The 26882-nt window shown below is 72.6% G+C and carries 22 protein-coding genes; 15 read left to right on the forward strand and 7 right to left on the reverse strand.

Going from position 1 to position 26882, the window contains the following annotated elements; genetic code table 11:
- A partial coding sequence (locus JL475_RS32985) for an IS701 family transposase (protein WP_202281876.1) occupies window positions 1–936 on the reverse strand: 936 nt, incomplete at its 3' end.
- A gap of 172 nt (window positions 937–1108) precedes the next feature.
- Here JL475_RS32985 and JL475_RS32990 point away from each other — a divergent pair.
- The 9 genes from JL475_RS32990 to JL475_RS33030 all read left to right on the forward strand — a co-directional run bounded on the left by JL475_RS32990 (window position 1109) and on the right by JL475_RS33030 (window position 12016).
- On the forward strand, window positions 1109–2839 hold the full coding sequence (locus tag JL475_RS32990; protein WP_202281877.1) for a serine/threonine-protein kinase: 1731 nt from the start codon (window positions 1109–1111) through the stop codon (window positions 2837–2839).
- Between the two features lie 168 nt (window positions 2840–3007).
- Window positions 3008–3805, forward strand: a complete 798-nt coding sequence (locus JL475_RS32995) for a TIGR03084 family metal-binding protein (RefSeq protein WP_202281878.1) — start codon at window positions 3008–3010, stop codon at window positions 3803–3805.
- Entirely contained in the window at window positions 3802–5502 is a 1701-nt protein-coding gene (locus JL475_RS33000) for an acyclic terpene utilization AtuA family protein (RefSeq protein ID WP_202281879.1), read from the forward strand. The genes JL475_RS32995 and JL475_RS33000 overlap by 4 nt, the downstream gene beginning before the upstream one ends.
- On the forward strand, window positions 5499–7097 hold the full coding sequence (locus JL475_RS33005; RefSeq protein WP_202281880.1) for an acyl-CoA carboxylase subunit beta: 1599 nt from the start codon (window positions 5499–5501) through the stop codon (window positions 7095–7097). The genes JL475_RS33000 and JL475_RS33005 overlap by 4 nt, the downstream gene beginning before the upstream one ends.
- A 6-nt stretch (window positions 7098–7103) precedes the next feature.
- Window positions 7104–8963, forward strand: coding sequence for a biotin carboxylase N-terminal domain-containing protein (locus tag JL475_RS33010; protein ID WP_307825232.1), 1860 nt, complete (start codon window positions 7104–7106; stop codon window positions 8961–8963).
- Window positions 8964–9017: 54 nt separating this feature from the next.
- Window positions 9018–10157, forward strand: a complete 1140-nt coding sequence (locus JL475_RS33015; RefSeq protein ID WP_202281881.1) for an acyl-CoA dehydrogenase family protein — start codon at window positions 9018–9020, stop codon at window positions 10155–10157.
- Between the two features lie 259 nt (window positions 10158–10416).
- A complete protein-coding gene (locus JL475_RS41555; RefSeq protein ID WP_202281897.1) occupies window positions 10417–10680 on the forward strand; it encodes a hypothetical protein in 264 nt (87 codons plus the stop codon).
- A complete protein-coding gene (locus JL475_RS33025) occupies window positions 10677–11411 on the forward strand; it encodes an enoyl-CoA hydratase family protein (RefSeq protein ID WP_202281882.1) in 735 nt (244 codons plus the stop codon). Before JL475_RS41555 ends, JL475_RS33025 begins: the two co-directional genes overlap by 4 nt.
- Window positions 11399–12016 carry a TetR/AcrR family transcriptional regulator gene (locus JL475_RS33030; protein WP_202281883.1) on the forward strand — a complete coding sequence of 206 codons (618 nt, stop codon included), beginning with the start codon at window positions 11399–11401 and terminating at the stop codon, window positions 12014–12016. The genes JL475_RS33025 and JL475_RS33030 overlap by 13 nt, the downstream gene beginning before the upstream one ends.
- Before the next feature lie 13 nt (window positions 12017–12029).
- Here JL475_RS33030 and pdxH read toward each other — a convergent pair whose 3' ends face one another.
- Entirely contained in the window at window positions 12030–12659 is a 630-nt protein-coding gene (gene pdxH, locus JL475_RS33035; RefSeq protein WP_237409001.1) for a pyridoxamine 5'-phosphate oxidase, read from the reverse strand.
- 341 nt (window positions 12660–13000) lie between these two features.
- Here pdxH and JL475_RS33040 point away from each other — a divergent pair, with 341 nt between their 5' ends.
- Window positions 13001–14101, forward strand: coding sequence for a citrate synthase 2 (locus JL475_RS33040; RefSeq protein WP_202281885.1), 1101 nt, complete (start codon window positions 13001–13003; stop codon window positions 14099–14101).
- A 364-nt stretch (window positions 14102–14465) separates the two neighbouring features.
- Here JL475_RS33040 and JL475_RS33045 read toward each other — a convergent pair whose 3' ends face one another.
- A complete protein-coding gene (locus JL475_RS33045) occupies window positions 14466–15908 on the reverse strand; it encodes an NCS2 family permease (protein ID WP_202281886.1) in 1443 nt (480 codons plus the stop codon).
- A gap of 339 nt (window positions 15909–16247) precedes the next feature.
- On the opposite strand from JL475_RS33045, the gene JL475_RS33050 reads away from it, so the two are divergent.
- Both JL475_RS33050 and JL475_RS33055 read left to right on the forward strand, forming a co-directional pair.
- Window positions 16248–16925 carry a helix-turn-helix transcriptional regulator gene (locus JL475_RS33050; protein ID WP_202281887.1) on the forward strand — a complete coding sequence of 226 codons (678 nt, stop codon included), beginning with the start codon at window positions 16248–16250 and terminating at the stop codon, window positions 16923–16925.
- Between the two features lie 190 nt (window positions 16926–17115).
- On the forward strand, window positions 17116–18567 hold the full coding sequence (locus JL475_RS33055; protein WP_202281894.1) for a PAS domain-containing protein: 1452 nt from the start codon (window positions 17116–17118) through the stop codon (window positions 18565–18567).
- 10 nt (window positions 18568–18577) lie between these two features.
- Here JL475_RS33055 and JL475_RS33060 read toward each other — a convergent pair whose 3' ends face one another.
- On the reverse strand, window positions 18578–19333 hold the full coding sequence (locus JL475_RS33060; protein ID WP_202281888.1) for an SIS domain-containing protein: 756 nt from the start codon (window positions 19331–19333) through the stop codon (window positions 18578–18580).
- A 248-nt stretch (window positions 19334–19581) separates the two neighbouring features.
- Between JL475_RS33060 and JL475_RS33065 the strand changes: the two genes are divergently transcribed.
- A complete protein-coding gene (locus tag JL475_RS33065; RefSeq protein ID WP_202281889.1) occupies window positions 19582–20274 on the forward strand; it encodes a metal-dependent transcriptional regulator in 693 nt (230 codons plus the stop codon).
- A gap of 529 nt (window positions 20275–20803) precedes the next feature.
- On the forward strand, window positions 20804–21679 hold the full coding sequence (locus JL475_RS33070) for an alpha/beta fold hydrolase (RefSeq protein WP_202281890.1): 876 nt from the start codon (window positions 20804–20806) through the stop codon (window positions 21677–21679).
- Window positions 21680–21711: 32 nt separating this feature from the next.
- Here JL475_RS33070 and JL475_RS33075 read toward each other — a convergent pair whose 3' ends face one another.
- The 3 genes from JL475_RS33075 to JL475_RS33085 all read right to left on the reverse strand — a co-directional run bounded on the left by JL475_RS33075 (window position 21712) and on the right by JL475_RS33085 (window position 25008).
- The gene (locus JL475_RS33075) at window positions 21712–23352 is read right to left on the reverse strand and encodes a transporter (RefSeq protein WP_307825233.1); all 1641 of its coding nucleotides are present in this window, start codon (window positions 23350–23352) and stop codon (window positions 21712–21714) included.
- Window positions 23349–24140 (reverse strand): ABC transporter ATP-binding protein, encoded by a 792-nt coding sequence (locus JL475_RS33080; RefSeq protein ID WP_202281891.1) that lies wholly within the window; start codon window positions 24138–24140, stop codon window positions 23349–23351. Before JL475_RS33080 ends, JL475_RS33075 begins: the two co-directional genes overlap by 4 nt.
- A gap of 160 nt (window positions 24141–24300) precedes the next feature.
- The gene (locus JL475_RS33085) at window positions 24301–25008 is read right to left on the reverse strand and encodes a bifunctional DNA primase/polymerase (RefSeq protein WP_202281896.1); all 708 of its coding nucleotides are present in this window, start codon (window positions 25006–25008) and stop codon (window positions 24301–24303) included.
- Window positions 25009–25388: 380 nt separating this feature from the next.
- Here JL475_RS33085 and JL475_RS33090 point away from each other — a divergent pair, with 380 nt between their 5' ends.
- The gene (locus tag JL475_RS33090) at window positions 25389–26774 is read left to right on the forward strand and encodes a transcriptional regulator (RefSeq protein ID WP_202281892.1); all 1386 of its coding nucleotides are present in this window, start codon (window positions 25389–25391) and stop codon (window positions 26772–26774) included.
- Window positions 26775–26882 lie beyond the last annotated feature (108 nt).

Below are 26882 nucleotides of genomic sequence, written 5' to 3' on the forward strand. Positions count from 1 at the left end.
GCCCGGGTGGGCCTGCCGGATCCGCCGGCCCGCCGGGCGCACCCGCAGCGCGGCGAACCGCGAGCGCAAGGGGCCCTTGGAGCCCTGCCGCCAGGTCACCCGGTGCAGCGCGCCGCATCCACCGCCCAAGACCAACTCCCTTACCCCGGTGGGCTTGTCGCGGTAGCACGGGACGGGCTTGCGGCCGGTGCCCGACCAGGCCGGGGCGGTGCGCGTCGCGGCCTCACACAGCACCGCGGTGTCCGAGCGCACCCCCACCACGTAGGGGATGCCGCGCTCCTCCAACGCCAGGCGGAAGGCGCCGTCCTGGCCGTAGCCCTCGTCGGCCACGACCAGCGGCGGGTCCAGCCCCCAGCAGCGCAGCTCGTCGACCATGTCGACGGCCAGCTGCCACTTCGGCACGTGCCCGACGTCGTCGGGGATGCGGGCCCGCAGTCGCCGCCGGGCGGCCTGGTCGGGCTCGTCGGCCCGCGTCGGGTCCCACTCCTCGGGTAGGAACAACCGCCAGTTGACCGGGCAGGAGGCGGCGTCGGTGACCAGGTGCACGCTCGGGGCGACCTGGCAGTTGGCGGTCTTGCCCAGCGCCCCGCAGTACTGAGCGGCCACCCCCGGGGAGGCGTGCCCGTCCTTGGGGAAGGACACGTCGTCGATCACCCAGGCGGCCGGGCGGACGGCCGGCTCCATCCTCCAGGCCAGTTCGGCCAGCACCATCTGGTGCGACCACGGGGAGTCGGCCAGGAACTGCTGCAGGCCCTGCCGGTCCACCCCCAGCCGGGCGGCCATCGGCTCCATCGACTTGCGCCGCCCCGCCCCCAGCAGCCCGCGGACATACCGCTCGCCCCACCGCCGCTGGTCGGTCCGGCCGAACGAGCCGAACACCTCGGCGGTGAAATCCTCCAGCCGCTGCTGGGCCTCCGTGAGCTCCTGCGGTGTCATGGCCCTCACCTCCGAGAGACGACACACCGCTATTCACCCAAGATAACCAAGCCCTACTAGAGGCTCCCGGACCTCCCCCGGAGCCTGCGACGGTCCCGGCCGGGCCGACGGTCACCGGCAGCGCATAGGCTGCGGATCCGATCAACTCATCGGGATCACGGGGAGGAAACCGATGAACCACACGGCCGAGGTCTTCCAGCCTCTGCGGGACGACGATCCACGCGCGGTGGCCGGTTACCGTCTCGCCGCCCGGCTCGGCGCGGGCGGCATGGGCCGGGTCTACCTGTCGCACACCCGGGGAGGCCGGCCGGTGGCCGTCAAGGTCGTACGGTCGGAACTGGCCGACGACCCCGCCTTCCGGCAGCGTTTCGGCCGGGAGATCAAGGCGGCCCGGAAGGTGAAGGGCGCGTACACCGCCGAACTGATCGACGCCGACCCGGACGGCGCACCGCCCTGGCTGGCCACGCTGTACGTGCCCGGCCCCTCCCTGACCGAGGCCGTCACCCGGCGCGGACCGCTGCCGGTGCCGGCGGTGCTGTGGCTGATGGCGGGGGTCGCCGAGGCGTTGCAGGCCATCCACGGTGCGGGGATCGTGCACCGGGACCTCAAGCCGTCGAACGTGCTGCTGGCCTCCGACGGACCGCGGGTCATCGACTTCGGCATCTCGCTCGCCGCCGACGGCACTGCGCACACCGCCACGGGCGCCACCGTCGGCACGCCCCAGTACATGGCTCCCGAGCAGGCCGTCGCGGGGGACGTCACGGCGGCGACCGACGTCTTCGCGCTCGGCCAGGCGGCCGCGTTCGCGGCGTTGGGCGAGCCGCTCTACGGGGACGGCCCCGCGGTCAGCGTGCTGTACCGGATCGTGCACTCCGAACCCGACCTGTCCGGGCTGCCCGAGCGGCTCCGCGGGCTGATCGCCCGGTGCCTGGCCGCCGATCCGGGGGAGCGGGTCACACCGGCGGAGATCGTCGAGTGGTGCCGACGGGAACTGGGACAGGACGCCGACGCGGGTGCGGGGCCGGCCGTCTGGCGGGAGATCGCGGGGCCGGAAGTGACGGTTCCGCCGCCGGCTCCGGAGTTCCCGGCTCCCACCGCGGCGTACACGTGGCCGTTGGGCGCCCCGCAACCGTCGGCCGTCCCGCTGGGGCCCGCCGCCGCGCCGTGGCCGGCCGTCCCGCCGTGGCCGACCGGTCCGCAGGGGCCGACCGGGCCGGACGAGCGGAAGCGCCGCAGGAGACGCGCCGCCCTGATCCCGGCCGCCGTCCTGGCCGCGGTCGGGCTGCTGCTCACGGCGGTGTGGACGGCCGTGAACGCGATGGAGGGAGACCGCGACCGCGACCGGGACACGGCCGCGTCGGCGTCCGGGACACCCGGCCCGGCGGCGGGACGGTCGTCGGCGTCCGGGAAGCCGTCGTCCGGGTCGGCGCCGACGGGGGAGGCCGCATCGTCGACCGGACCGGAGGCCACCTCGTCGGCCGCGTCGGACATGGAGGTCGACGGCCCCGCGGGCGGTGCCGGGACGCCGCGGGCCCATGCCTACCCCGGGCAGTTGCTGACCGCCGAGAACTCCCTCAGCATTGGCAGCGGCGACCTGCGCGAGGACCGCAAGGGGGACATCCGCTTCGGCTGCTCGGAGGTCGGCTGCGAGCTGGAGAGCGACACCAGCGTGTTCACCGGGGTGTACGGAGATCCGGGTGACGGTACGTACGAGACGTGCCGCATGCTGACTGCCAGCCAGGACGCCCGTCTCCTCTCGCTGGCCGCCGCTGCGGCGGGCACCGAGATCTGCGTCAAGGACGGCGACGGCAACGTCGGACTGCTCGTCATCCAGACGAAGTCGACCGCCCTGCCGGAGCTCGGCTTCGTCACTGCGGACGTGACGGTCTGGCGAGCGGACTGAGGACCGAGGGCGTCCAAGGGGCTCGGAGCGTTCGCAGGAGGGACCTGGGGGCGGCCGTGTACCCCGCACGAAATCATGCAAGCGTGCTTGATTGTTTCTGATATCCCTGTCATGCTCACCGCGACCACGCCGCACGCCGCCGTGCCCGGGCCCCGAGGGGAGCGCACCGTGTCCGATCCGACGCCCGTGATCGACGATCTGCGTGAGGAGAGCGAGGAGGTCGACCGGCTGGTGGCCGGGCTGAGCCCCGAGCAGTGGGCGCTTCCGACGCCCGCCGCGGGCTGGACCGTCGCCCATCAGATCACGCACCTCGCCTGGACCGACCGCTCCTCGCTGCTCGCCGTGACCGACCGGGGCGCCTTCGCCCGCGAGGTCGAGAAGGCGCTGACCGAGCCCGGGGACTTCGTGGACAACGCCGCGCGGGAGGGGGCCGGCCTGCCGCCCGCCCGGCTGCTCGCGGACTGGCGGGCCGGACGCGAGGCCCTCGAGAACGCCCTGCGGGCGGCACCCGCGGGGGCGCGTTTCCCCTGGTACGGCCCTCCCATGTCCACGGCCTCCATGGCCACCGCCCGACTCATGGAGACCTGGGCCCACGGACTGGACGTGGCGGACGCGCTGGGTGTGGTGCGGCCACCCACCGACCGGCTCCGGCATGTGGTGCGACTCGGTGTCCGCACCCGCGACTTCGCCTTCGGGGCGCACGGACTGCCCGCGCCGTTCGAGCAGTTCCGCGTCGAACTCCCCGCCCCCTCGGGCGGACTGTGGACGTACGGTCCCGAGGACGCCACGGACCGCGTCACCGGCCCCGCGCTCGACTTCTGCCTCCTGGTCACCCAGCGCGCCCACCGCGCCGATCTCGCCCTCATCGCCGACGGCCCCGACGCCGACCGCTGGCTGGACATCGCCCAGGCCTTCGCCGGGCCGCCCGGAGGTGGCCGGGAGCCGAAGGGGGACACCGCGCGGTGACGGCGACGACCCTGCGCATCGGGAACTTCTCCGGCTTCTACGGCGACCGCTTCGACGCCCTGCGCGAGATGCTCACCGGCGGTGAGCTCGACGTCCTCACCGGCGACTACCTCGCCGAGCTGACCATGCTGATCCTGGCCCGCGACCGGCTCAAGGACCCCTCCGCCGGGTACGCCCGCACCTTCCTGCGGCAACTGGAGGACTGCCTCGGCCTCGCCCACGAGCGCGGCGTCAGGATCGTCACCAACGCCGGCGGGCTCCACCCGGCCGGCCTCGCGGACGCCGTACGGGGGCTGGCCGGGCGGCTCGGCGTCCCGGTGCGCGTCGCGCACGTGGAGGGCGACGACCTCACCGCCGCCCACCCGGGCGCGCTGGCCGCGCACGCCTACCTCGGCGGCTTCGGCGTCGCGGCCTGTCTGCGCGAGGGCGCCGACATCGTGGTCACCGGGCGGGTCACCGACGCGGCCCTGGTCACCGGGCCGGCCGCCGCCCACTTCGGCTGGGCGCCGACGGAGTACGACCGGCTCGCGGGAGCCGTCGTCGCCGGGCACGTGCTGGAGTGCGGGGCCCAGGCCACCGGCGGCAACCACGCCTTCTTCGGCGAGCGGCCGCCCGGTGACTTGCTGCGGCCCGGCTTCCCCCTCGCCGAGCTGCACGAGGACGGTTCCTGCGTCATCACCAAGCACCCCGGCACCGGCGGCTTCGTCGACGTCGGCACCGTCACCGCGCAGCTGCTCTACGAGACGGGCGGCGCCCGGTACGCCGGGCCCGACGTCACCGCCCGGCTGGACACCGTACGGCTCAGCCAGGACGGCCCCGACCGGGTACGCGTCGAAGGCGCCGAAGGGGAGGCGCCGCCGCCCACGCTCAAGGTCGGACGGAGCCGGCTCGGCGGCTTCCGCAACGAGGTCGTGTTCGTCCTCACCGGGCTCGACATCGAGGCCAAGGCGGCTCTCGTACGGGAGCAGATGGCCGGTGCGCTCGCCAAGTCGCCGCCCGCCGAGGTGCGGTGGGAGCTGGTGCGTACCGACCGGCCCGACGCGGACACGCAGGAGACCGCGAGCGCCCTGCTGCGGCTCGTCGTGCGGGACCCCGGACAGGAGGCGGTCGGGCGGGCGCTGAGCGGGGCCGCCATCGAGCTGGCGCTGGCCAGTTACCCCGGATTCCATGTGGTGACGCCACCGGGGAAGGGCGCTCCGTACGGGGTGTTCGAGGATGTGTACGTCCCCCATGGTGGGGTCCACCATGTGGCCGTCCTCCACGACGGGCGCCGGATCACTGTGGAGCCGCCCCAGGACACCGCCGTACTCGCTGAGGTGCCGGAGCCGGAGCTGCCAAAACCCCCGGCACCCGGACCGACCCGCCGCGCCCCCCTCGGCCTGATCGCCGGGGCCCGCAGCGGCGACAAGGGCGGGAACGCCAACGTCGGGGTGTGGGTCCCGGACGTCCGCGGCGACGACGCCTGGCGGTGGCTCGCGCACGAGCTGACCGTCGAGCGGTTCCGGGAGCTGATCCCCGAGGCCCGCGAGCTGCCCGTCACCCGGCACGTCCTGCCCCGCCTGCGCGCCCTGAACTTCCTCGTCGAGGGCATCCTCGGCGAGGGCGTCGCCGCGCAGGCCCGCTTCGATCCGCAGGCCAAGGCGCTCGGCGAATGGCTGCGCTCCCGGCACCTCGACATCCCGGAGGCCCTGCTGTGACGGTCCTCGAATCCGCCCTGGACACGGCCGACCCGGAGTACCGGGCCCACCGCGAGGCCATGCTCGCCAAGCTCGCCGAACTCGACACCGAGCACGCCAAGGCCCTCGCGGGCGGCGGGGAGAAGTACGTCGAGCGGCACCAAAGACGCGGCAAACTGCTCGCCCGTGAGCGCATCGAACTGCTCCTCGACCCCGACACGCCCTTCCTGGAGCTGTCCCCGCTGGCGGCCTGGGGGAGCGACCACACCATCGGCGCCTCCCTGGTCACCGGCATCGGCGTCGTCGAGGGCGTGGAGTGCCTGATCACCGCCAACGACCCGACCGTACGGGGCGGTGCCAGCAACCCCTGGTCGCTGAAGAAGGCCCTGCGCGCCAACGACATCGCGCTCGCCAACCGGCTGCCCGTGATCAGCCTGGTGGAGTCCGGCGGCGCCGACCTGCCCTCCCAGAAGGAGATCTTCATCCCCGGGGGCGCCGTCTTCCGGGACCTGACCCGGCTCTCGGCGGCGGGCATCCCGACCGTCGCGGTCGTCTTCGGCAACTCCACCGCCGGCGGCGCGTACGTCCCCGGTATGTCCGATCACGTGATCATGGTCAAGGAGCGGGCGAAGGTGTTCCTCGGCGGTCCGCCGCTGGTGAAGATGGCCACCGGCGAGGAGAGCGACGACGAGTCGTTGGGCGGCGCCGAGATGCACGCGCGCGTGTCGGGTCTCGCCGACCACTTCGCCGTCGACGAGCCGGACGCCCTGCGGCAGGCCCGCCGGGTCGTGGCCCGCCTCAACCACCGCAAGGCGTACCCCGATCCGGGACCGGCCGCGCCGCCCGAGTACGACCAGGAAGAACTGCTCGGCATCGTCCCGGGCGACCTGAGGATCCCCTTCGACCCGCGCGAGGTCGTCGCACGGATCGTCGACGGCTCCGACTTCGACGAGTTCAAACCGCTCTACGGCACCAGCCTCACCACCGGCTGGGCCACCCTGCACGGCTATCCCGTCGGCATCCTCACCAACGCCCGGGGGGTCCTCTTCAGCGAGGAGTCGCAGAAGGCCGCCCAGTTCATCCAGCTCGCCAACCAGCGCGACATCCCCCTGCTCTTCCTGCACAACACCACCGGCTACATGGTCGGCAAGGAGTACGAGCAGGGCGGCATCATCAAGCACGGCGCCATGATGATCAACGCGGTCGGCAACTCCCGCGTCCCCCACCTGTCCGTCCTCATGGGCGCCTCCTACGGCGCCGGGCACTACGGCATGTGCGGCAGGGCGTACGACCCGCGCTTCCTGTTCGCCTGGCCCAGCGCCAAGTCCGCCGTCATGGGCCCGCAGCAGCTCGCCGGCGTGCTGTCCATCGTCGCCCGGCAGTCGGCGGCGGCGAAGGGCCGGCCCTACGACGACGAGGCGGACGCGGCGCTGCGCGCCATGGTGGAGCAGCAGATCGAGTCCGAGTCGCTGCCCATGTTCCTGTCCGGGCGGCTGTACGACGACGGCGTCATCGACCCGCGCGACACCCGCACCGTCCTCGGCCTGTGCCTGTCGGCCGTCCACACCGCGCCCTACGAGGGCGTGCGCGGTGGCTTCGGCGTCTTCCGGATGTGAGGGGCTGTGTTCACCTCGATCACCTCGATCAATTCCGTACTGGTGGCGAACCGGGGCGAGATCGCCTGCCGTGTCGTCCGCACCTGCCGTGAGCTCGGGATCCGGACGGTCGCCGTGCACTCGGACGCCGACGAGAACGCCCTCCACGCACGCGTGGCCGACACGGCGGTGCGCCTGCCGGGTGCGGCGCCCGCCGACACCTACCTCCGTGGCGACCTGATCGTGAAGGCGGCCCTCGCGGCCGGCGCGGACGCCGTGCACCCCGGTTACGGCTTCCTCTCCGAGAACGCCGGCTTCGCGCGGGCCGTCCAGGACGCCGGGCTGGTGTGGATCGGGCCGCCCCCGGAGGCCATCGAGGCGATGGCGTCCAAGACGCGCGCCAAGGAACTGATGGGGATCGAACCCCTGCGGGACGTCACCGAGGCGGACCTGCCGGTCCTGGTGAAGGCGGCGGCGGGCGGCGGCGGACGCGGGATGCGCGTCGTGCGGCGCCTCGCCGACCTGGACGCCGAGTCGGCCGCCGCCCGCGCGGAGGCGGCGAGCGCCTTCGGCGACGGTGAGGTGTTCGTCGAGCCGTACGTGCGGGGCGGACGGCACGTCGAGGTGCAGGTGCTCGCCGACACCCACGGCACGGTGTGGGCGCTGGGCACCCGGGACTGCTCCCTCCAGCGCCGCCACCAGAAGGTGATCGAGGAGGCCCCGGCACCCGGGCTGTCCGCGCGGCTCACCGGCGAACTGCACACCCTCGCCGTACGCGCCGCCCGCGCCGTCAGTTACGTCGGCGCCGGAACCGTCGAGTTCCTCGTCGCGGACGGCAGGGCGCACTTCCTGGAGATGAACACCCGCCTCCAGGTCGAACACCCGGTGACGGAGGCCGTGTTCGGCGTCGATCTCGTGGCCGAGCAGATCCGCGTCGCCGAGGGGCACCCGCTCGAGAAGGACCCGCCACACGCGCACGGTCACGCCGTCGAGGCCCGCCTCTACGCCGAGGACCCCGCCCACGACTGGGCCCCGCAGACCGGCCGTCTGCACCGCCTCGCCGTCCCCGACGGCATCCGCCTGGACACCGGTCACACCGACGGCGACGACATCGGCGTCCACTACGACCCCCTGCTCGCCAAGGTCGTCGCCCACGCCCCCACCCGCGCGGAGGCGATCCGCAAGCTGGCCTCCGCCCTGGACCGCGCGGTGATCCACGGCCCCGTCACCAACCGGGACCTGCTCGTCCGCTCCCTGCGGCACGAGGAGTTCGCCGGAGGCCGGATGGACACCGGCTTCTACGACCGCCACCTGACCGAGCTGACCGTCCCCGCCCCCGACCCGTACGCCCCGCTCGCCGCCGCCCTCGCCGACGCCCACGGCCGCTCCCGCTTCGGCGGCTGGCGCAACCTGCCCTCACAGCCGCAGGTCAAGCGGTACGCGATGGCGGGCGAGGAACACGAGGTCCGCTACCGGCACACGCGCGACGGCCTCGCGGCCGACGGGGTGCCGGTCGTACACGCCGACGCGGAGCTCGTGATCCTGGACGTGGACGGCGTGCGGCGCCGCTACGAGGTCAGCCGCTACGGCGACCGCGTGTACGTGGGCGCCACCGCCCTCACCGCCCTGCCCCGCTTCCCCGACCCCACCGACGAGCACGCCCCCGGCTCCCTCCTCGCCCCCATGCCGGGCACGGTCGTCCGCGTCGCCGACGGCCTGACCGAGGGAGCCGCGGTGGAGGCCGGACAGCCCCTCCTCTGGCTGGAGGCGATGAAGATGCAACACAGGATCACAGCCCCGGTCACAGGAACACTGAGCACCCTCCACGCCGCCCCGGGACAGCAGGTGGAGCCCGGCATGTTGTTGGCGGTAGTGCAACCCACCTAGGGGCGCGGGGAACTGCGCGCCCAGCCACCGATCACCCGCAGCCCGGAGGCCCGAGTGACCACTCACATCGAACCGGAAGAGCACAAGGCGCTGCGCGCAGCCGTCGCTTCGTTCGCGAAGAACCACCCCCGCACCCCCGGCGCCGACAACCGCCCGTTCTGGCAGGAGGCCGCCAAGCTCGGCTACATCGGTGTCAACCTGCCGGAGGCGTACGGCGGTGGTGGCGGCGGCATCACCGAACTCTCCCTCGTCCTGGAGGAGATGGGCGCCGCCGGCAATCCCCTGCTGATGATGATCGTCTCCCCGGCCATCTGCGGCACCGTCATCTCCCGCTTCGGCACCGAGGCCCAGAAACGGGAGTGGCTGCCCGCCCTGGCCGACGGCAGCCGCCTGATGGCCTTCGGCATCACCGAACCCGACGCCGGGTCCAACAGCCACCGCATCACCACGACGGCACGCAAGGACGGCGTCGGCTGGCTCCTCACCGGCCGCAAGGTGTTCGTCTCCGGCGTCGACATCGCCGACGCCACCCTGATCGTCGGCCGCACCGAGGACGCCCGCACGGGAAAACTCAAGCCCTGCCTGTTCATCGTCCCCCGCGACACCGCGGGCTTCCAGCGGCGCCCCATCGACATGGAACTCAACGCCGTGGAGAAGCAGTTCGAGCTGGTCCTCGACGACGTACGGCTGCCCGCCGACGCCCTCGTGGGTGATGAGGACGCCGGGCTGCTCCAGCTCTTCGCCGGGCTCAACCCCGAACGCGTCATGACCGCCGCCTTCGCGATCGGCATGGGCCGCCACGCGCTCTCCCGCGCCGTCGAGTACGCGCGTGAGCGCACCGTCTGGAACGCGCCCATCGGCTCCCACCAGGCCATCGCGCACCCCCTCGCGCAGGCGCACATCGAACTCGAACTGGCCCGCCTGATGACGCAGAAGGCCGCCCACCTCTACGACGCAGGTGACGACACGGGCGCGGGCGAGGCCGCCAACATGGCCAAGTACGCGGCCGCCGAGGCCTGTGTGAAGGCCGTCGACCAGGCCGTGCACACCCTCGGCGGGAACGGTCTCACGCGCGAGTACGGACTCGCCTCGCTGATAACCGCCGCACGCGTGTCCCGTATCGCCCCGGTGAGCCGGGAGATGATTCTCAACTACGTCTCCCACCAGACCCTGGGCCTTCCCAAGTCGTACTAGGGCCTGTCCGGCGGATCATGCCGCAGACGCGGGGTCCGGCACGCCCTCCCCCAAGCTCTTCGAGCAGGGGGACCCCCATCGCGTCGACGCCCTCCTCCGCCTTGCAGCTGGACGCTCCCCCACTCTCGGCTTTGCTCGAGCGGGGGCACCCCCATCGCCCCCGCTCACACGTGCTGATGAGGCGCCGTTGCTTTCCTGCTACCTGATCCGCCGGACAGGCCCTGGGCCCGCTCGGCTTCTCGGCCGTCCTGGAGGAACCGTGTTCCGCAGCGAGTACGCGGACGTCCCACCCGTGGAACTCCCCATCCATGACGCGGTGCTCGCGCGCGCCGCCGAGTTCGGGAGCACCGCGGCACTCACCGACGGCACCACCCTCATGTACGAGCAGGCGGACCGGTTCCACCGGCGCGTCGCCCCGTACAAGCGGGTCCGGCACGTCACCTTCCTCGACGCCGTCCCCCGCGCCGCCTCCGGAAAGATCCTGCGTCGTGAACTCCGCGCGGCGCACGAGGAGCCCTCGTGACCCTGATCGGCCGCACACGGGTGCGGGGCGTCGAAACGCTCTCCCTCGACGCCCCGGAGCGCCGCAACGCCCTGTCCGCCGCCCTCGTCGGGGAACTGGCCGGGGCGCTGACCGACGCCGGCCGGGACAGCGGCGTCCGCGCGGTGGTCCTCACCCACACCGGCAACACCTTCAGCGCGGGCGCCGACCTGCGCGACCCCCCTCCTCCCGAGGCCCTGGTGGGCCTGCTGCGGCAGATCGTCGAGCTGCCCAAACCGGTCGTCGCGCGGGTCACCGGGCACGTCCGCGCGGGCGGTCTCGGCCTGCTCGCCGCCTGCGACATCGCCGTCGCCTCCCACACGGCGACCTTCGCCTTCACCGAGGTCCGCATCGGGGTCGCCCCCGCCGTCATCTCCCTGCCGCTGCTGCCCCGCACCGACCCGCGCGCGCTGGCCCGCTACTACCTCACCGGCGAACGCCTCGACACGGCGGAAGCCGCCCGCACCGGACTGCTCACCGCCGTCGGTGACGACGTGGACGAGACGCTCGCGCCCCTCCTCGACGGCCTGCGCAGATCCGCCCCCGAGGCCCTGGCCGAGACGAAACGGCTGCTCACGGCTAGGGTGCTGGAGACCTTCGACCGGGACGCCGCCCACCTGACGGCGCTCTCGGCCCGCCTCTTCGCCTCCGCCCACGCGCGCGAGGGGATGACGGCCTTCCTCGAACGACGGGATCCGGAATGGGTGGTGTGAGCGCGGCGGCCGACCGCGCCGAACGCGTCCCCAAGCAGGACCGCAGCCGGGCCACCCGGCAGCGCCTCCTGGAGGCGGCCGTGGCCTGTCTCGCCGAACACGGCTGGGCGGGCTCCACGGTCCTCGTCGTCGCCGAGCGCGCCGGTGTCTCCCGAGGGGCGGCCCAGCACCACTTCCCGACCCGCGAGGACCTGTTCACGGCCGCCGTCGAGTACGTCGCCGAGGAACGCTCCACCGCGCTGCGCGCGCTCTTCCCCGAGGGAGCGGCCGCCGGTGACCGTCGCGCGGTGGTCACCGCCCTGGTCGACCTCTACACCGGGCCCCTGTTCCGTGCCGCCCTCCACCTGTGGGTCGCCGCCTCCGACGAGGAGCAGCTGCGCCCGCGCGTGACCGAACTGGAGGCACGTGTCGGCCGGGAGTCCCACCGCATCGCCGTCGACCTCCTGGGCGCCGACGAGTCCCGTCCCGGCGTCCGCGAGACCGTCCAGGGCCTCCTCGACATGGCCCGCGGCCTGGGCCTGGCCAACCTCCTCACCGACGACGCGGCCCGCCGCGAACGGGTGGTGGGGCAGTGGGCGGCTCTCCTTGAGGGGGCGCTGGACTGAGGCGGGGAAGCCCTCACGGGCTGAGCCGCTCCACCCTCCAGCCCCCGTCCGCCTGGGCCACGTACCGCAGGCGGTCGTGCAGGCGGTTCTCCCGGCCCTGCCAGAACTCCACCGCCTGCGGGGCCACCCGGAAACCGCCCCAGTGCGGCGGCACCGGCACCTGCTCGCCTTCCGGATACCGGGCCGCGAGCTCCGCGTACGCCGTGTCCAGCTCCGTACGGCTCGCGATCACCGAGGACTGGCCGCTCGCCCAGGCGCCCAGCTGTGAGCCGTGCGGCCGGGTGCGGAAGTAGGCGGCCGTCTCGTCCCGGCCGGTGCGCAGCGCGACTCCGGTGACGATGACCTGCCGGGCCATCGGATGCCACGGGAACAGCAGCGAGACGTACGGGTTCCCGGTCAGCTCGCGCCCCTTGCGGGAGTCGTAGTTCGTGTAGAACACGAACCCCTGCTCGTCGAAGTGCTTCAGCAGTACCGTGCGGGAACTGGGCCGGCCCTGCGCGTCCGCCGTGGAGACCACCATGGCGTTCGGTTCGAACAGCCCGCCGTCCGTCGCGGCCTGCTTGAACCAGCGCGCGAACTGCTCGACGGGGGTGGCGGCCAGATCGGTCTCGGAAAGCCCCTCGGCCCGGTACTGCTTGCGCATCGAGGCGAGAGCGAGGGGGACGGGGTCTCGGTCGGTCACGCCGTCATCCTGCCGTATCCGCGGATCCCGCGGGGACCCGGTGTTCCACGGCCTTGCGTGGCACCGGGTGCCGTGAACCCTCCCCAAGAATGGCACTCAGGGATATCGTGCTGGTACTGATCCGGTTGGGTGCCCGCTCACCGGGCATCACAGGGGTGACCGGTGGCGTCCCGGACCGCGAGTCCTCGCAGAGGACCGCGGATCCGACGGGCACGTCCCCCGTCCCCGTCGACCGGCCCGCACGAGGCCACCCCACCCCCACGACACCGTCATCCGTCGCCCACACCACGAGGAGCCGCCTGATGTCCGACTTCGTACCCGGGCTCGAAGGAGTCGTCGCGTTCGAGACGGAGATCGCCGAACCGGACAAGGAGGGCGGTGCTCTCCGGTACCGGGGCGTCGACATCGAGGATCTGGTCGGGCACGTCTCCTTCGGGAACGTCTGGGGGCTGCTCGTCGACGGCGCCTTCAACCCCGGCCTGCCGCCCGCCGAGCCGTTCCCGATCCCCGTCCACTCCGGTGACGTCCGCGTCGACGTCCAGTCCGCGCTCGCCATGCTGGCCCCCGTCTGGGGCCTGAAACCGCTCCTCGACATCGACGCCGAGCAGGCCCGTGAGGACCTCGCCCGCGCCGCCGTCATGGCTCTCTCCTACGTCGCCCAGTCCGCGCGCGGCCAGGGCCGGCCCATGGTCCCGCAGCGTGAGATCGACAAGGCGCACTCCATCGTCGAACGCTTCATGATCCGCTGGCGCGGTGAACCCGACCCCAAGCACGTCGCCGCCGTCGACGCGTACTGGACCTCGGCCGCCGAACACGGCATGAACGCCTCCACCTTCACCGCCCGCGTCATCGCCTCCACCGGCGCGGACGTGGCCGCGGCCCTCTCGGGCGCCGTCGGCGCCATGTCGGGACCGCTGCACGGCGGAGCCCCCTCACGGGTCCTCGGCATGATCGAGGAGATCGAGCGCACGGGCGACGCCGAGGCGTATGTGAAGCAGGCACTCGACAGGGGCGAACGCCTCATGGGCTTCGGCCACCGCGTCTACCGCGCCGAGGACCCGCGCGCCCGTGTCCTGCGCCGCACCGCGCGCGACCTGGGGGCCCCGCGATTCGAGGTCGCCGAGGCCCTGGAGAAGGCCGCTCTGGCCGAACTCCACGCCCGCCGTCCCGACCGCGTCCTGGCCACCAACGTCGAGTTCTGGGCCGCCATCGTCCTCGACTTCGCCGAGGTCCCGGCCCACATGTTCACCTCGATGTTCACCTGCGCCCGCACCGCGGGCTGGTCGGCCCACATCCTGGAACAGAAGCGCACCGGCCGCCTGGTCCGCCCCTCCGCCCACTACATCGGCCCCGGCAGCCGCGGCCTGCACGAGATCGAGGGCTACGAGGACCTCGCCCGCTGACCGCGAGAGTCCTGCGACCCCGGAGACCCGGGGTCCCGGGATCCCGGGACCCCGAAAAAGCAGACGACCCGCGAGTCTGGCCCTCCGAAGGAGGGGCCGGCCGGACGTACCGGCGACTCGCGGGTCGGGCGACTGCGTTGGGTTGGGCCGGTTGCGTGTATCTCGCACACGCCGGTCCGGCGCCGAACCGAGTACGGCGACGGGCTACTGGCCCGCAGCCACCTCTTCCGTCCGGTATTCACACATCTGCCGAACCACCTCCTCTCCGAAGTACCGCCAGCCTAAGAAGCGATTCCCTCCGGAGCAACCACTTTTTTTCCGGTGATTCCGGTGATTCCGGAGCACCGGTGGCGGGCCGGTGCCGTCAGACGCCGAGCAGCTGCTTCAGCGGGTCGATGGCGAAGTAGACGAGGAAGAGCCCCGCGGTGCTCCACAGCAGCCAGTGCACCTCGCGGCCCTTGCCCAGGCAGGCCTTGATGACCACGTAGGAGATGAAGCCGGCGCCGATGCCGTTGCTGATGGAGTAGGTGAACGGCATGACCACGACGGTCAGGAAGGCGGGGACGGCGAGCTCGAAGCGGTCCCAGTCGATGTGCCTGACCTGCGTCATCATCAGGAAGCCCACCGCGATCAGGGCGGGGGCCGCGGCCTGCATCGGCACGATGGTGAGCAGCGGGGTGAAGAAGAGGGCGAGAGCGAACAGACCGCCGGTGACGAGGTTGGCGAAGCCGGTCCGGGCACCCTCGCCGACACCGGCGGCGGACTCGATGTAGGTGGTGGCGGACGAGGACGAGGAGGCACCGCCCGCGACGGCCGCCGCACTGTCGATGAACAGGACCCGGCCCAGACCGGGGACCTGCCCGCGCTCGTCGAGCAGCCCGGCCTCGGCGGTGACGCCGACGACGGTGCCCATCGTGTCGAAGAAGTCGGACAGGATGAGCGTGAAGATCAGCAGGACGATGGTGAGCACGCCGATCTGACCGAACGCGCCGAGCAGGTCGAACTGCCCCAGGAGCCCGAAGTCGGGCGCGGCGACGGGGTTGCCGGGCAGCTCGGGGGCGGTGAGGCCCCAGCTCTTGACGTCGGCGAACTCGTTGACGACGACGGCGAACACCGTCATCGCCAGGATGCTGATGAGGATGGCGCCCCGCACCTTGCGGGCCATGAGGACGAACGTCAGCAGCACACCGAGGCAGAACACGAGCATGGGCCAGCCGGTGAGGGCGCCGGTGCCGAGCTGGACGGGCACGGTGGTGTTCGCGGCGTCCGGGATGCGGGTCACGAACCCGGAGTCCACGAAGCCGATGAAGGCGATGAACATGCCGATGCCGACGCTGATCGCCTGCTTGAGCGGCTGCGGGATGGCGTGCATGACGGCCTCGCGCAGACCGGTCAGCACCAGGACGCAGATCAGCAGGCCCTCGAGCACGACCAGGCCCATCGCGTCTTCCCAGGCCATCAGGGGCGCGATCTGGAAGGCGACGACGGCGTTGAGACCCAGACCCGCGGCCAGGGCGAGCGGCAGATTGCCGGCCACACCCATGATCACGGTCATCACGGCGGCCACCAGGGTGGTGGCGGTCGCCAGCTGGGTGGCGCTCAGGGTGTGGCCGAACTTGTCCTCGGCACTGCCCAGGATGATGGGGTTCAGCACCAGGATGTAGGCCATCGTGAAGAACGTGGCGAAACCGCCGCGTATCTCCCTGGCGTAGGTCGAGCCGCGTTCACTGATCCGGAAGAACCGGTCGAGCGGGCCGCGGGCTCTGGCGGGCGCCGGGTCGACCGGGTCGGTCGTGAGGGTCTGCATGAGTGGGTCTCCTGGGCGAGCAGGTGCGGGGAAGCGTCACGGCAGCCGCCGGGCGCGTGCGGCGTCGACATTTCGGAACCCCGAGAACCCGAGAACCTCGAGAACGCTCAAAACACCGAAACATCGAAATGCCAAAATTCGGACACACCTGCGGCAGGCCGCCAGCGGATTCTACGAACCTGAACGATTTCCTCAAGACCTTCGAGGAAAAGAGGAGTTGATTCCCTAGTCGGCCTCCCGTCGGTTCCTACAGAATTTGCGGCGACCTTCCCGTCATAACGGGAGGCAGGCGACAGGAGGGCATGGTTTTCACGGTGGGTCACTGCCTACTCTCGGTGCGTGAACTCACCGCTCCCCTTCAACGCGCGCGCCGCCCGGACCTTGCGCGGGAAGGTCGGGATGGCCCCCGGCCACGTCGCCTACGGCATGCGCGCCTCCTACGGTTTGACCCACGTCACCCCCGACCACATCACCGCGTGGGAGCGCGGTGTCGCCCTGCCCACCGCCACCGAACTCACCGCTCTGGCCGGCGCACTGTGGTGCTCCCCGAGCGACCTCATGGGTGCTCCCCGCACCCTGCGGGAACACCGGATCGCCAGCGGGTTCGCCCCCGAGGACGTCGCCCGCGTCACCAGCCTGAGACTTCACGACTACCTCCGCATGGAGGAAACCGGCCAATGGGCCGGCGACCGACGGCAGTCGGCCAAACTGGGCGCCCTCCTCAAGCTCCCCCCGAGGGACTTCGTCGCCATCACCGGCGGGGAGGCGGAACTCACCCGGCTGCTCGCCGAGGCCGTCTCCACCCGCTGGCAGGCCCACATCCGCGACATCGCCCGCCTTCTCTCGATGGAGCGCCGCGAGCTGCAGGACCCGCTGCGCGCCATGCACACCGAGTACCAGTCCCTCATGGCGGCCACCCTCAGCAGGGGCGGCGGCGCCAACACCTCCGGCGAGCAGGGGCGGCGCTACCTCGACGACATCGTGGACCACTTCTGGTCCCATTTCCCGGAGGGGTGACGCCCCCTGCCGCCCGCGCGTGCGGACGCCGAACCGGGCCGGCCGTGCCGCAGCGCCGCGACGCTGCGGCACGGCCGGCCGCGGTGATGCCGGGGCAGTGCAACGATTCCCTCAACGATTCCTCGATGTTGCGGGAATCCGATGTGCGTTGGGTCACGTTCAAGTTGAATGATTGCAAGTGAGCCGACCGATGTGCCGTACGTGCGGACACAGCCTGCAGGGGGTCCAGGTGAGTGCTTCCCGGCGTAGTGGGGCCACCGACGAACTGGGGCCCGACGAGCCCGGGCGGGAGAGCCCGGCCGGGGCCGATCTGCTGGCCGCGTTGTTGGACGGCATGGATGCCGCCCTGTGCGCCCTCGACGCGGACGGGGTGGTGACGCACTGGAACCGGGAGGCGGAGCGCGTCCTCGGCTGGACCGCGGCCGAGGCGGTGGGCCGCCAGGGGTTCGCCGGGTGGGCGGTGCGCGGCGCCGACGCCGCGGAGGTGGAGGCGCGGCTGATGTCGGCCATGGGCGCGCCGGGCCGGCAGGTGCACGAGTTCGCACTGCTGACGAAGGACGGCGGCCGGGTGCTGGTGCGGACGCAGTCCGCGGCCGTGCGCGGGCCGGACGGGAAGCCGGCGGGCGTGTACTGCGCGTTCAGCGAGGTGCACGCGCAGATCGACCTGGAACGGTCGATCGCGCTGAGCGAGGCGCTGCTGGAGGACGCGAGCTGGGGCGTCGTGCTCGTCGACGCCGATCTGCGGCCCGCCGTGGTGAACCCGCAAGCGGCCCGCGCGCTCGGCACGGGACGCGGGTCCGTGCTGGGACGGCCGCTCGGGGAGCTGCTGTCGCAGGGTGTGGAGGAGCTGGAGAGCGCGCTCGCCCATGTGCTGGCTGAGGGCGCCCCGCCCGCGCCCGCCGACATCTGGGTGAGCGTGCGGGAGCCGGAGGGCGAGCGGCGGCGGTGCTGGCGGTGCGGATTCGTGCGGCTGTCGTCGCCGTTGGCGGAGGAGCCGGTGCCGCTCGGCGTGGGCTGGCTGTTCCAGGACGTGACCGAGTCCCGGCAGGGCGAGCAGGAGGCGTCGCTGCTGCGGTTCCGCGGGCAGCAGCTGCACCGGGCGGCGCGGGCGGCGGCCGAGTGCGAGGACCCGGCGGAGGCGGTCACCGTCCACCTGGACTTCGCGCTGGCCGGATTCGCCGACCACGCGCTGATCGACCGGGTGGCCGACCGGGGGTCCGACGGGGCGGCGGACGGGGGGGAGAGCGCCGGGCGGGTCCGGCTGGTGCGGATCGCGGCCACCCCCTCCGGGGCGCCGGGGCCGAGCAGACTGGCCGGGCGGGCGGGTCTGCCGGTGCGGTACCGCGAGGGGCATCCGGCGCTGCAGTGCGTGGAGCGGGCCGGCTCGGTGCGGGCCGACGCGAGGGCGGTGCCGGCGGAGGAGGCGCGTGTGTGGGCGGTGTCCCGGCAGTGGCCGGCGGACGCGGCACACGCCCTGTGCACGGTGCTGCGCAGCCGTGGCCGGACACTGGGCGCCGTGACGTTTCTGCGCGGCCCGGGCCGGAACGCGTTCGAACGCTCCGACGCGATGTACGCGGAGGACGTGGCCGCACGCATCGCCACGGCCCTGGATCTGGCGGGAGCCACCGGGCGCCCGGAGTGACAGCGGGGTCTCAGCGACGGTAGAAGATCCGGTCGGCGTACCGGTCCATGACGCGGCCGTTCCAGTCGTGGCCCCCGTCGACGTTGCCCGAGCGCAGGAGCGGGGGCTCGACGCCCCGGTCGGCCAGGGTCGCGGCGGCATGGGCCACGACCGCCTGGAGCAGGGCCGTGGTGACGACCGTGGAGGCGGGGGCGAAGGGCGCGGGGACGTTGTCCAGGGTGAGTTCCGCGTCGCCGACCGCGATCTTGGAATCCAGGACGAGGTCGCAGTGGTCCTTCAGATACGTCCCCGACACGTGCCGGGACGTCGTCTCCGCCGCGTACGCCACCGAGGTCACGCCGATGACCTTCATACCCAGGGCGCGGGCGTTCACGGCCATCTCCACCGGGAGCGCGTTGCGCCCGGACAGGGAGACGATCACCAGGGCGTCGCCCTCGCGGGCCGGTGACGCGTCGAGCACGGCGCTCGCGAGGCCGTCGACGCGTTCGAGGGCGGAACCGAGGGTGGCCGGCATCACGTCGACGCCGACGGCCCCCGGGACGGCGAGCAAATTCATCAGGGCGAGTCCGCCCGCGCGGTAGACGATGTCCTGCGCGGCGAGCGAGGAGTGGCCGGAACCGAAGGCGAAGAGGCGTCCGCCGTCCGCGACCGTGTCCGCGAGCAGGGTGCCCGCGGCCGCCACGGAGTCGGCCTCCTCGTCGCGGACCCGGCGCAGCAGGTCGATCGCGGCGTCGAGGAACCGGTCGGCCGGCGTGCGGTCGCTCATGGAGGTCCATCCCTTCAGGTGGGCTGCTGCGGATCACCGTGCGGTCCGGACCAGCGCCGTGTCAACATGGCGGCAGGGGACGGGCAGACCGCGTGGCAGCCCGCAGCACCCGGCGAACGCCCGGCGTTTTCACGGCATGCCCCGGTTGTCGGCGCGATGGGTCAGAATTGAGTCCAGGGCCAGCGCATGCGCCGGTGAGCCGTCCAGCCTCCGGCAGAGCCAATCGCAGATCTCATCGAGGGGCACGTATGTCCGGACTGATCGACACCACGGAGATGTATCTCCGCACCATCCTCGAGCTGGAGGAGGAAGGCGTGGTCCCCATGCGCGCCCGGATCGCCGAGCGGCTCGACCAGAGCGGGCCGACGGTCAGCCAGACGGTGGCCCGGATGGAGCGTGACGGCCTGGTGTCCGTCGCCAGCGACCGGCATCTGGAGCTGACGGACGAGGGCCGTCGGCTGGCCACCCGGGTGATGCGCAAGCACCGCCTCGCCGAGTGTCTGCTCGTCGACGTGATCGGCCTGGAGTGGGAGCAGGTGCACGCCGAGGCCTGCCGCTGGGAACACGTGATGAGCGAGGCCGTCGAGCGTCGCGTGCTGGAGCTGCTGCGGCACCCGACCGAGTCGCCCTACGGCAACCCGATCCCGGGCCTGGAGGAGCTGGGCGAGAAGGACGGCGCCGTCCCGTTCCTGGACGAGGGCATGGTGTCCCTGGCCGATCTCGACCCGGGGGTCGAGGGCAAGACGGTCGTGGTGCGCCGGATCGGCGAGCCGATCCAGACGGACGCGCAGCTGATGTACACGCTGCGCCGCGCGGGCGTGCAGCCCGGTTCGGTGGTCAGTGTGACGGAGTCGGCGGGCGGTGTGCTGGTGGGCAGCGGCGGCGAGGCGGCCGAGCTGGAGAGGGATGTCGCCTCCCACGTGTTCGTCGCCAAGCCCTAGGGCCCGGGGCCTCTCGCCGTGTCGCCGCATCACCGGCTTGAACCCCAACTCGTCCGGCCCGGGAGGGAGTTGGGGGTTCGGTGTGATCGCGCCGAATCCGGGATTCAGTGTGCCGAAGGGCAGCGCTCGCCGGGTTCACGTGCGAGGCTGTCGCGTGAGGCATATGACGCGAGGGGCTCTTGGCCGGGCCCGGCATGATGTCGCCCGGCCGGGGAGGGGCGGAGGATGTGCCGTGAGCAAGCGAAGGGCCCCGGCGCCGTGCGGCGCCGGGGCCTGTCCTCCCCGGTGCTGACCCGGAGCCCCGAGCTCCCAGGGTCATTCCCCTCGAACCGGTCTCCCCGAGCGGTTCGCCTCCCGCTGAAGATCTCCCCTCGGCCGCGACGATCAATCCTCGAGGGGTGTCACTCGATCGAGGGGTGTTGGCGGCGGGAACGCGCTTCTCGAAAGCGCATTCGATAACCTGTGCGGGGCGGCAACAGCAGGCAGGGCAAGCAGCACGGCAGGCAGCGAGCTTGGGGGTGCCAACACGATGGCGCGACGTATCGACGTGACGGGGGCGGACGGCGTACGGCTCGCCGCCTGGGAGTTCGGCGATCCCCCCAAGACCGGCGGCGACCCGGCGGAGCACACCGCCGGGAACACGAGCGTGCTGTTATTGCACGGGCTCATGGGACGGGCCTCGCACTGGGCGTCCACCGCCCGCTGGCTCTCCGAGCGGTACCGGGCCGTCGCCCTCGACCAGCGCGGCCACGGCCGCAGCGACAAGCCCGCGCAGGCCTCGTTCACCCGGGACGCCTATGTCGACGACACCGAGGCCGCCCTGGAGCAGCTGGGCCTCGGCCCGACCGTCCTCATCGGCCACGCGATGGGCGCGCTGACCGCCTGGCAGCTGGCCGCCAAGCGGCCGGACCTGGTGCGCGGGGTGATCATCTGCGACATGCGGGCCTCCGCGCTCGGGGCCGCCTCGCAGCGCGAGTGGGCCCAGTGGTTCAAGGCCTGGCCCCTCCCGTTCGCCACGCTCGCCGACGTACGCAAGTGGTTCGGTGAGGACGACCCCTGGGTGGAGCGGCCGAACCCGGCCCGCGGTGAGTTCTACGCCGAGGTGATGGCCGAGTCCCCCGACGGGTGGCGGCCGGTCTTCGACCCGGACCAGATGCTCCGCTCCCGCGAGACCTGGGTCTACAACGCGCACTGGGAGGAGCTGGCCCAGGTGCGGTGCCCCACCCTGGTGGTCCGCGGCCTCGACGGAGAACTGGGGCGCGCGGAGGCCCAGGAGATGGTTCGCGTCCTGCCCCGCGGCCGGTACGCGGAGGTGGCCGACGCCGGCCACCTGGTCCACTACGACCAGCCGGAGGCCTGGCGGACCGCGATCGAGCCGTTCCTGGACGCCCTCCGCACCGGCTGAGCCCGGCCGCCCGTACCGCTTGTCCGGGGCTCTCAGCCCTTGCTGACCGCGGTGAGGATCTCCGGGAGGCGGCGGGCCGTGCGCGGGGCGGCGAGCCGGAGACCGAGCAGACCGACGGCGGCGCCGTACACCGTGCCCACCGGCAGCAGCAGCCACGTCAGGCCCTCGCCGCCCGCGCTCACGTTCAGCCAGATCGTGAGCGCGATGACCGGTGCGCACAGCACGGCCGCCGCCACCATGCCGCCGAAGATCGAGATCCAGGCGAGCCCGGTCTGCCCCGGCGCGACGTTCTTGTAGCCCTCCTGCGGAATGGAGTACGGGAAGCACGCCGACGTCCACGCACCGGTCGCGAGCATCGCGCCCAGCAGGGCGAAGGACATCCCCAGGGCCTCCGGCAGCCGGGGCCAGTCGCCGAGCATCGCGGTGGTCAGGACGGTCACGAGCGTGGCGTAGGGCAGTGTGATCAGCAGCAGGGCCAGGGCACGGGCACGGAGTTCGACGTAGGCGTCCCGGGGGCCGGCGATCGTCATCGCGACCATCCAGAACGCCGACGTGTCCTGCCCGAACTGGTTGTACATCATGATGCCGAGCATCCCGGCGGCGAAGCAGGCGAAGTAGACCGATCCGGTGCCCTGCCAGGCGTTGAACACCGGCACGATCAGCCCGATGGCCAGCGAGGTCACCCACGCCGCCTTGGTCTTGGGGTCGCGCCAGACGTAGCGGAGGCTGCGCTCCATGACCGTGCCGGTGCGTCCCGCGGGCAGCAGCCGGGCGAGCCCGGTCGAGGCGCGGTCGCGCACGGCCGCCTCGCCGCTCTGCAGGGTGGAACCGTCGGGCGAGGTCATCAACAGGGTCAGCGACCGCGACCACAGCGCGAGCAGAGCCACCAGCGCCCCGACGCTCAGGGCGAACTGGGCGACGGCGGTCCCGTACGCACCCTCGCCCACCGAGTGCACCGCGCCGATCGCGGACGCCGGAGGGATCCACCGCACCACGTCCGCCGCCGGTTCGAGCTGCTGAAGACCGGAGGAACCGAGCCGTTGCGCACCGAAGTTGACCAGTTGCGCCCCGACCGCGATCAGGAGTCCGCTGAGCACCGCGAGGTCGCGCCCCCTGCGGCTGGTCAGCAGCCGTACGTTGGCGGTGGCGACCGCGCGGGCCAGCGCCACGCACACCAGCAGCGCCAGCGGGACGGCGAGGACGGCAACGGCGAACGCCGCCCCGCCGTGCGCGACGGCGATCACCGACCCGACGAGCATGCACAGCGTGAACAGCGGTCCGATGCCGACCAGCGAGGCGACGAGCAGGGCCCGCACCAGTGGCCGGGGGCGCAGCGGCAGCATCACCAGCCGGGTCGGGTCGAGCGTCTCGTCACCGCTGGGGAAGAACAGCGGCATCACCGCCCAGCCCAGCGCCAGGACCGCCACCAGCAGCACGACCAGCGACTCGGCGTGGTCGACGCGGCGCAGCACGACGAGGCCGACGAGCTGGAGCGCGGCGAACAGCAGGGCGACGACGGCCGAGGCGATGTACGCGGCCCTGCGCCCACCGGACTGCCGCAGTCCGTTGCGCAGCAGGGACAGTTTCAGCCGGACGAAGACCGGGGTGAGCGCGGGAGCGGAGGCGGCCGCGGGGGAGGGGACGGTCGCGGAAGCGGGGACGGGGACGCTCACCGGGATCCGCCGCCCAGCCAGTCGAGCTCGGAGCCGGTGTCGCGGCCGTGCGCACCGACGAGTTCCAGGAACGCCGTCTGGAGCGAGGGCGCGTCCCCGCGCACCTCGGCGAGCGGTCCGTGGGCACGGATCCGGCCCGCGGCCATCACCGCGACCCAGTCGCACAGCGACTCGACGAGTTCCATGACGTGGGAGGAGAACACGACCGTGGCGCCGGACGCGGTGTACCGCTCCAGGACGCCCCGGATGATCTGCGCGGAGACCGGGTCGACCCCCTCGAACGGCTCGTCCAGGAACAGCACTTCGGGGTTGTGCAGGAGCGCGGTGGCGAGGCCGATCTTCTTGCGCATACCGGTCGAGTAGTCGACGACCAGCTTGTGCTGGGCCCCGGCCAGGTCGAGGACGTCGAGCAGCTGGGTGGCGCGCTTGTCGACCTCGGCTCCGGGCAGGCCGCGCAACCGGCCGGAGTAGGCGAGCAGTTCACGCCCCGACAGCCGCTCGAACAGCCGCAGTCCCTCCGGCAGCACCCCGATCCGTGACTTGACCTCGACCGGGTCGCGCCACACGTCGTGTCCCACGACCTCGACGGTGCCCTGATCGGGCCGCAGCAGCCCGGTCACCATCGACAGCGTGGTGGTCTTCCCCGCTCCGTTCGGCCCGACGAGCCCGATGAACCTGCCGGCGGGCAGCTCCAGATCGATCCCGGCCACCGCGATCTGCTGACCGAACCGCTTCCAGAGCCCCTGTACACGTACGGCGGATGAAACCACCCCTGCTCCCTCCGTCATACGAGCACCCTACGGGGGAGGGTGCTCCGCAGGGGCCGGACCGCCCGGACACCCACCGCCCGATCGACCGCGCACCGCACCGCACCGACCGGGGCATCCCCGCGGTCCCCGCCGGCCCTGCGCCCCGGCGCTCCCGTAGGACCTGCCGGGTCTACCGGACCTACCGGGCCTGCCGGGCCTGCTGGTCCTGCCGGTCACGGCGGTCCTGGCGGTCGCGGCCGCAGGCGTAGGCGAGGGGGGAGATCAGTTCCGCCGCGTCCGGCAGCCAGCGGTTCGCCGGGGTCGGCCTGCTGGCCCACTGCACGGCACCCCTGGAGCCGAACCGCGTGGGCGGCGCCGCCACGTACGCCCCCTCGCCCCGCACGCTCAGATCGAGCGGGGACAGCGACCAGCCCAGGGAGCGGATCAGGCCCGGCACCTTCGTCGAGGCGCCGGGGAGCACGAAGAACTCCATGCGTCCGGCCGGGCTCAGGGTCACCGGGCCGAGCATCAGTTCCATCCGCTCCATCCGGGCCAGTGCCAGGAACCCGGCCGTCTCGGGGACGGAGATCGTGTCGAAGGCCTGGCCGGTGGGCAGCAGGATCGAGGCCGTCGGCCACATCTGCCACATGCGGCGAACGGTGCTCGCACTGCCGGTCGCCTGGGCCGCCCAGTCCGAGCGCGCCGGGTGTGCGCCGGGTGCCGGGCAGTCCGCGACGCCGCACGAGCAGCGATGCACCCCGTTCACGGCCTCCAGCCAGGTTCCCGCGAGCACGTCCCAGTGCCGCTCCTCGGTATAACGCACCGCGGTCTCCAGCAGGGTTTCTCCGCGCTGCTTCGGGATGTGTCCGGCGCCGGTGCCCGGGATCGTCTCTTCCACGATGAACACAACTACGTCCGTCACCAGGGGTTACGCCCGTGTCGATGCGCGGGGGAGGAGCACTTGCTCCGTGCCCGGGGCGCATGGGTGCATCTGCGGGGGCGCGCACGAGGATCCACGTCCCGGGTGGGTAGCCAGGAGTGGGTGACCGGTGGTGGCCGGCCGGCGGCCGCGGCCGGGAGTGGGAAGCCGGGCGGGGCAGGCAGCAACCGACACCCCGGCAATCCGCACATGCCTCGCATCTTCGGCACCTCGGCGGGGCATTGATCTTCAGGGCCGGAACTTTTGCTCCTGATCGAGAGGAGATGTCGGGAGATGCCGGGTCTCCGGCCGCGGAAGACACGTCAACTCGGTGCGTGGGCAGGCACCGCAGCCACAGGGGGTGTGCCATGGCCGCAAGGCCTCTCGTCGCGCGGCAGCCGAACGAACGACTGCAGGCGCTCATTCAGGAAGCCGGGTGTTCCAACGCCGGGCTCGCCCGCAGGGTCAACCTGTGCGGCGCCGAACACGGTCTCGACCTGCGCTACGACAAGACGTCGGTGGCCCGTTGGCTCCGCGGACAGCAGCCGCGGGGCCGGGCGCCGGCGATCATCGCGGAGGCGCTCGGACGCAAACTGGGCCGCACGGTCACGATCGACGAGATCGGCATGGCCAACGGCAAGAACCTCGCGTCGGGCGTCGGTCTCCAGTTCTCGCCGACGGTGCTGGGGGCCATCGAGCAGGTCTGCGAGCTGTGGCGCAGCGATGTGGGCCGACGGGACTTCCTGTCCGGTTCCTCCGTCGCCGCGTCCGCCCTGGTGGAGCCGAGCCGGGACTGGCTGATCTCCGCCCCCGACTCGCAGGTGGCGCGCTCGGTCGGGCCGCGGGTCGGGCGGTCGGACGTGGCGGCCGTGCGGTCGATGACGCAGGCCCTGGTGGACCTGGACCACCAGTACGGCAGCGGGCATGTGCGGCCGGTCGTCGTGCACTACCTCAACAGCGTCGTCTCGGGGCTGCTCGCGGGGTCGTACCGGGAGTCCGTGGGGCGGGAGTTGTTCGCGGCGGTCGCCCGGCTGACCGAACTCGCCGGATACATGGCGGTCGACACCGGGCAACCGGGCCTCGCCCAGCGCTACTACATCCAGGCGCTGCGGCTGGCCCAGGCGGCCGGCGACCGCGGTTACGGCGGATACGTCCTCGCCGCCTCCATGAGCCATCTGGCCGCACAGCTCGGCAACCCGCGGGAGATCGCGCAGTTGGCGCGTGCCGCGCAGGAGGGCGCGCGGGGCCGGGCGACACCCCGCGCGCAGGCCATGTTCCGCGCGGCGGAGGCGCGCGGGCACGCGCTGATGGGCGACGCGCACGCCGCGCAGGTCGCGGCCGGGCACGCGATCAGTGCCATGGAGGCGGCCGATCCGGCGTCGGGGGACGATCCCGTGTGGATCGCACACTTCGACGAGGCCTATCTGGCCGACGAGTTGGCGCACTGCCACCGGGACCTGGGACAGGCCGAGGCGGCCGCGCGGTGCGCGCTCGAGTCCCTGGCCGGGCATCCGGAGTCCCGGGCGCGGCGCCGGGCGATCGGCTATGTGCTGCTGGCCACCGCGCAGGTGCAGCAGCGGGAGGTCGAACAGGCCTGCAGTACGGGCCTGAAAGCGGTGGAACTGCTCGACGGGCTCAGGTCGAACCGCGGCGCCGAGTACCTGGAGGACTTCCGGCAGCGACTGGAGCCGTATCAGGAGGAGCCGGTGGTGCGGGAGTTCGGCGCACGTGCAGCCCTCCCGGCCGCGGCATGAACACGAACATGAGCACGGACGCGAGCACTAGTACTAGGGCCTGTTCGGGATCGTGATCATGTGGCGGGGGCAAGGCTGCGCAGCCAGATGATGGCGCCGCGCAGCTGA

Source organism: Streptomyces sp. M2CJ-2 (assembly GCF_016757295.1).
Taxonomy (GTDB): domain Bacteria; phylum Actinomycetota; class Actinomycetes; order Streptomycetales; family Streptomycetaceae; genus Streptomyces.